We start from the raw sequence: 2,502 nt of genomic DNA, 5'->3' as shown, positions 1-2,502 counted from the left end.
ACCTCTTCGATGATCTTGGCGCAGAAGGCATCGAGATCGTTGGGGTTGCGGCTGGTGATGAGGCCTTCGTCGACCACGACCTCCTTGTCGACCCACTTGGCCCCGGCGTTCTTCACGTCGGTCGCCATGGAGTGATACGATGTCATCGTGCGGCCCTTGGCGATGCCCGCCTCCACCAGCACCCACGGCGCATGACAAATTGCCGCGAGCGGCTTCTTGCTGTCGAAGAACTCGCGCACGAACGCCACGGCGTCCTCATCGGCGCGCAGGAAATCGGGGTTCATCTGTCCGCCCGGAATGACCAGCGCGTCATAGTCGTCGACGGTGACAGCGTCGATCGTGCGGTCGACGTCGATCTTGTCGCCCCAATCGCCGTGCTGCCAGCCGCGAATTTCGCCGACCTTGAGGGACACGATGTCCACCTTGGCGCCGGCCTCCTCGATCTTTTGCTTGGGCACCATCAGCTCCGATTGCTCGAAGCCGTTGGCGGCCAGATCATGATTCTCTTGTCGCTGATATCGGACATTGGGACCTCCGTACGCTTGGGATTGGGAGGGGAACGCGTGAACCCGCCAATAGTTCGGAGGCAAAATCGCGAACTCGGACGAGACCTTAGAAAGGACGCGTCGGCCCGAGCGAGGCGGCGAACATCAACAGTCCGAGCATCATCACGAGCAGCGCGCCGCCGATGGCCGATATGGTCCAGACCGCGTCCACCCAGCGCGCGTTGCCGCCGCCGAGCCGCAACGCCAATTCGCGCGAGCCGAGCGCCAGCGTCGCCAGCGCCGCGACCGTGATGGCCGTGCCGAAGGCCATGGCGAAAGTCGCGGCGACCCCGGCCCAGAACAGGCCTTGCGTCAGCGCGAAGATCAGCACGAGCACGGCGCCGGAGCAGGGTCTGATCCCGACCGAAACCACCACGGCCAGAATCTTCCGCCATGACAAAGGACCTGCGATGTCCCGCGCATCGACGATGTGGCCGCAGGCTTCGCAATTTTCATGGTCGTGGCCATGATCGTGGTCGTGGTCGTGGTGATGATGATGATGGTGGCCGTGATCGTGCGCGGCTTCCTCGCGCGACTGCCGGCGCCGCCAAAGACGAATGAGCACGGTGACCAAAAGATAAAAGCCGACGAGAAACACCAGTCCATAGCTGACTGTCTCGAGCTGCTTGACCCAGTCATTCACTTGGAAGCCGGTTGCGTTGAGCGCAATGAGCATGATGCCGACCAGCGCCACCGCGGTCAGCCCTTGCAGCCCCGCCGCCAGAAAGGAGATGAGAATGCCCCGGCGCACCGTTTCCTCGTTGGCGATGACGTAGGACGAGATGATCGCCTTGCCGTGGCCGGGCCCGGCGGCATGCACGACGCCGTAAACGAAGCTCAGCCCCGCGAGGAAGAGCCCCGCGCCCAGAGCGTTGCCTTGCTTGAGACGCTTCACGGCGGTCGCCAGTTGGCGCTGCATCTTCTGCTGGGTTTGCGCCACCCAAGTAAGCACGCTGCCGAGAGGCCCTTTGGCTTGCAGCGGCGCGGCGCTCGGCGCGACGAAGGCCGGTGGCGGCGTGAAGCCGGGAGGCGCCGCTTGCTGTTGAGGCGGAGCACCGAACGCAGCCGGCGGCTTGGTCTGCGCCGTGGCCGCGAGCGACGCAAAAATCAGCATCGCCAGCGCGAGACCGACACCTGTCGCTATGCGCGCGCCAATTATTGAGTGGCGCATTGCACCGTCACGGTCTGAGCGAATTGCGAGCCGTAATCGGAGCCTGGCCCGAGCTGGCTGAAGAACGACTCGCTGAGGGCTTTGGCCGCCTCGGCAACCTCGCGGTCGGGTGTCTCCATGGTCGCCGTGCAGCCTTCGGCGGGCGTGCCGGCAACCTTCACCGGCGCCTTCTCCGCGAAACCGAAGGCGACGAAGAAGGACGGGTCGTAGACATCGACCGTGACCGCCTTGGTGCCCGGATCGACGGCCGTTTGGAGCGGCAAGGTGAAATGCAAGGTGATGAGGGTGCCGTCGTAGTCGATCGAATAGTCTTCCGGCGGCTCGAGCGGCAGGAAGTTGTCGTTCCCGGCGGCGCGCACGAACGTGAAATAGGCGAACTCCTTGAGGGAGTCGACATTCACCTTGGCGAGCGGATCGAGTTCTTCCTTGGAATAGACGCCGTCGCCGTCGGCATCGAGGCCTTGCACCGCCATGGCGGAGTAAAACTCATCGAAGGTCCAAGCATGCCGGATGCCGGTCATCTTGTGGTCCGGTCCGAAAACGATCTCGGACCGCACGGTCGCCCAGACATGGGGATGCGCCCCGGCGCTGGAGGGGAGGCCGAGCAGGGCCGCTCCCATCAGTGCACCGGCCAAGAAGGCTTGGCGCCCGCGTCGGGTCGATTGCAGCAAGGCTTGAGCTCCCCCGAATGTGAGAGGCGTGCTTAAGCCGAAAATATGGAGGATTGGGGGCTGTGCCTACAACGCCGGGGGGGGACTTCGGCGGAAGCAAAGCAGGAGGGATCAG

At 64.1% G+C, this 2,502-nt stretch carries 3 protein-coding genes; all 3 read right to left on the bottom strand.

All coding sequences use genetic code 11. The annotated features are described in order from the left end of the window. Positions 1–461 (bottom strand): type 1 glutamine amidotransferase domain-containing protein (locus tag AUC71_RS12180; RefSeq protein ID WP_083238329.1); only part of this gene is annotated, 461 nt, incomplete at its 3' end. Between the two features lie 151 nt (positions 462–612). Next, a complete protein-coding gene (locus AUC71_RS12175; RefSeq protein WP_083238328.1) occupies positions 613–1,659 on the bottom strand; it encodes a nickel/cobalt transporter in 1,047 nt (348 codons plus the stop codon). A 41-nt stretch (positions 1,660–1,700) separates the two neighbouring features. Continuing rightward, the gene (locus AUC71_RS12170; RefSeq protein ID WP_244500940.1) at positions 1,701–2,387 is read right to left on the bottom strand and encodes a DUF1007 family protein; all 687 of its coding nucleotides are present in this window, start codon (positions 2,385–2,387) and stop codon (positions 1,701–1,703) included. Between the last annotated feature and the right edge of the window lie 115 nt (positions 2,388–2,502).

Origin of the sequence: Methyloceanibacter marginalis, assembly GCF_001723295.1 — a bacterium.
In the GTDB taxonomy this organism is placed as follows: domain Bacteria; phylum Pseudomonadota; class Alphaproteobacteria; order Rhizobiales; family Methyloligellaceae; genus Methyloceanibacter; species Methyloceanibacter marginalis.
The sequence above is the reverse complement of the archived record's forward strand: the minus strand, read 5'-3'. Positions and strand labels throughout refer to the sequence as shown.

What these genes read in the sequence shown, in the direction of transcription:
- AUC71_RS12175 (WP_083238328.1), bottom strand. Translation starts at nt 1,659, where the DNA reads ATGCTGATTTTTGCGTCGCTCGCGGCCACGGCGCAGACCAAGCCGCCG.